This window comes from Psychroserpens sp. (assembly GCF_045105015.1).
Taxonomy (GTDB): domain Bacteria; phylum Bacteroidota; class Bacteroidia; order Flavobacteriales; family Flavobacteriaceae; genus Psychroserpens.
On record NZ_JBGCCX010000065.1, the window covers coordinates 1 to 3,445 of the forward strand.

Consider the following 3,445-nt stretch of genomic DNA (forward strand, 5'->3'; position numbering starts at 1 on the left):
AAGCTACTTTAAATGGTTTTATTGGCCACAAAAACTTTTCAGATTGGAAATTAGGATTAGAAATTGATACTTCTAGACTTTTAGTTTTAGACACCGAATATGATGAAGAAGAGCTCTATTATGGAACTGGTTTCGTGAATGGTAAAGCAAATATTATTGGTCCAACTGATGCTCTAAAAATTGTATTCGACGGAAGCACAGCAGAAGGCACTGTATTTAAAATACCATTAAGTGATTTAGAAACATATGGCGATAATTCATACATTCACTTTTTAACTCCAGAAGAAAAAAATGCTAGAAAAAATGGTGAAGTTATTAGTGAAAACATTTTTAAAGGCTTAGAACTGGAGTTTAATCTTTTTGTTAATCCGTATGCAGATATTGAAATTGTAATCGATAAAAACTCCGGCAGTACAATCCAAGGTAATGGAAATGGAAATCTATTATTTGATATTAATACCAATGGGAAATTTCAAATGTTTGGTGATTTCCAAATTGCAGAAGGAACCTATAATTTTGCATATGGTGGATTAGTTCAAAAGAAACTAACTGTCGTACCAGGTGGTTCTATTCGCTGGGAAGGTGATCCTTTAAAAGCCCAAATTGGATTAACAGCTGTATATAAAGCACAAGCTAATCCTTCAGTATTATTAGATAATCCTATCAACAGAAACATAGATGTTGAAGTAAAAATAAATCTTGCTGGACAATTAGAACAACCAGAACCAGATTTCACATTTGATTTTCCAAATGTTGATTCAAACATAAGATCAGAGTTAGAATACAGACTTGAAACCAAAGAATCTAGAGAGTTTCAAGCACTAAATGTATTATCATTCGGTTCCTTTGCTAGTGAGTTTAATTTAGGCCAGAATGCCTATGGAACAATTTCCGATCGTGTCAATTCTTTATTCAACAGTATTCTTGGAAATGATGGTACAGAAAAAATAAATATTGGTGTTAACTATCAAGCTGGACAACAAACTGCAGAGTACGAAACTAATGACGAAATTGGATTAACACTCAGTACAAAAATTAGTGACAGAGTCCTAATTAATGGTAAAGTTGGTGTGCCAATTGGAGGTGTTAGTGAAACTGTTATCGCTGGTGACGTTCAAATAGATGTGCTTTTAAATGAAGAAGGAACACTAACTGCCAAATTTTTTAATCGTGAAAATAACATAAGAAATTTCGGTGAAGAAATTGGTTACACACAAGGTGTTGGTTTATCTTATAATGTAGAATTTGACACATTTAAAGAATTGGTTGATATTATTTTTTCAGGTAAAAACAAAAAGAAAGACAAACCAAAAAAGGACAAACCCAAAGAAGATGAAGACAAACTGCTTCAAGATTTTATAAACATCAAGTCCGAAAAAGATAAAAAAAGCAATTAATTTCTCGCTTTATACTTCATATCCAAAATTAGTTATTAACGAAAACGTTTGAAATTTTTTCGTGGTGTTAAATTATCTCAAATACAACAGTTATTGTTGTTTATGTTTATTAATTTTACTGTTATAAATAGGATTTACATGTCGAAAACTATAAAAAAAATAGCTGTATTTACTTCTGGAGGAGACTCTCCAGGAATGAATGCTGGCATACGTTCTGTTGTTAGAGCATGTGCATTTCACAATATAGAATGCTTTGGTATTTATAGAGGTTACGAAGGTATGATTGAAGGTGACTTTAAACCCATGGATGCTCGAAGTGTAAAAGGCATTATTAATAAAGGTGGAACGATTTTAAAATCGGCACGCTCAAAAGAGTTTAGAACCGTTGAAGGTCGCAAAAAGGCTCATGAACAACTTGTTAAAGCTGGAATTGATGCATTTGTTGTCATTGGTGGTGATGGTAGTTTTACTGGAGCAATGATATTTAGTCAAGAATATAATATGCCTGTTATGGGAATTCCGGGCACAATTGATAATGACATTTTCGGTACAACCCATACTTTAGGATATGATACTGCTTTAAATACTGTCGTAGATTCAATAGATAAAATTCGAGACACTGCCAGTTCTCATAACAGATTATTCTTTGTTGAAGTCATGGGAAGAGATGTTGGGCACATAGCCTTGAATGTTGGAGTTGGAGCAGGAGCTGAAGAAATTTTAATCCCTGAAGAAGATTTAGGTTTAGATCGTCTTTTAGAATCCCTAAGACGTAGTAAACAATCTGGAAAATCATCTAGTATTGTTGTCGTTGCTGAAGGTGATAAAATCGGAAAAAATGTCTTTGAACTTAAAGATTATGTGGAAGAGCACATGACTGAATATGAAGTTAGAGTATCTGTACTTGGGCATATGCAACGTGGTGGATCACCATCTTGTTTTGATCGTGTGCTAGCAAGTAGAATGGGAGTTAAAGCTGTTGAAAGTTTAATTAATGGTGAAACAAATTCTATGGTTGGTTTAAAAAATGATATCATGGTGTTGACACCGCTTGATCAAGCTATTAAAGGACAATCGAAAATAAATTTAGAATTGCTGCGTGTATCTGATATCATGTCGATATAAGCAACTGAAATTAAAATATTAACACAAGAAAATTAAAAAATGAAACTAGGAATAAACGGATTTGGAAGAATTGGAAGAATTGTATTTAGAGCAACTGTAAAACGTGACGATGTTGATGTTGTTGCAATAAACGATTTATTAGATGTAAATCATTTAGCATATTTATTAAAATATGATTCAGTACACGGAAGATTTGATGGTGATATCAGTGTTAAAGATGGTAACTTAGTTGTTGATGGAAAAACAATTAGAGTTACTGCCGATAGAGATCCTAAAAATTTAAAATGGGATGAAGCTGGAGTAGAAGTTGTCGCAGACTGTACAGGTATTTTCACAACCTTGGAAACTGCACAATATCATATTGATGGTGGTGCTAAAAAAGTAGTCATTTCAGCACCAAGTAAAGATGCACCAATGTTTGTAATGGGAGTTAATGACGATAAATTAACAGCTAATGATACTATTGTATCAAACGCATCATGTACGACCAACTGTTTAGCTCCTTTAGCAAAAGTTATAGAAGATAATTTTGGTATAGATGAAGCATTAATGACAACTATCCATGCAGCGACTTCAACGCAATACACTGTAGACTCTCCATCTCGTAAAAATTATCGTTTAGGCAGAAGTGCTTTAAATAACATTATTCCTACATCTACTGGTGCAGCAAAAGCTGTTGGAAAAGTTATTCCTGAGTTAGAAGGGAAATTAACTGGTATGGCTTTTAGAGTTCCAACTGTTGATGTATCTGTCGTGGATTTAACTGTTAGAACATCAAAAGAAACTTCTTTAGAAGAAATAAAAGCTGCCATGAAAAAAGCAGCAAATGGTTCAATGGCTGGTGTATTAGGTTATACAGAAGATCCTGTTGTATCGCAAGATTTTGTGAGCGAAGAAAGAACAAGTGTTTTTGATGCCGATTC

General features: G+C 33.4%; 3 protein-coding genes. All 3 read left to right on the top strand.

The features are described 5' to 3' along the window. Positions 1–1,397 (top strand): translocation/assembly module TamB domain-containing protein (locus tag AB8B90_RS05210; protein WP_405334371.1); only part of this gene is annotated, 1,397 nt, incomplete at its 5' end. Positions 1,398–1,535: 138 nt separating this feature from the next. After that, positions 1,536–2,522 (top strand): 6-phosphofructokinase, encoded by a 987-nt coding sequence (gene pfkA / locus AB8B90_RS05215; RefSeq protein ID WP_405334373.1) that lies wholly within the window; start codon positions 1,536–1,538, stop codon positions 2,520–2,522. 39 nt (positions 2,523–2,561) lie between these two features. After that, positions 2,562–3,445 (top strand): type I glyceraldehyde-3-phosphate dehydrogenase (gene gap / locus AB8B90_RS05220; protein ID WP_405334375.1); only part of this gene is annotated, 884 nt, incomplete at its 3' end.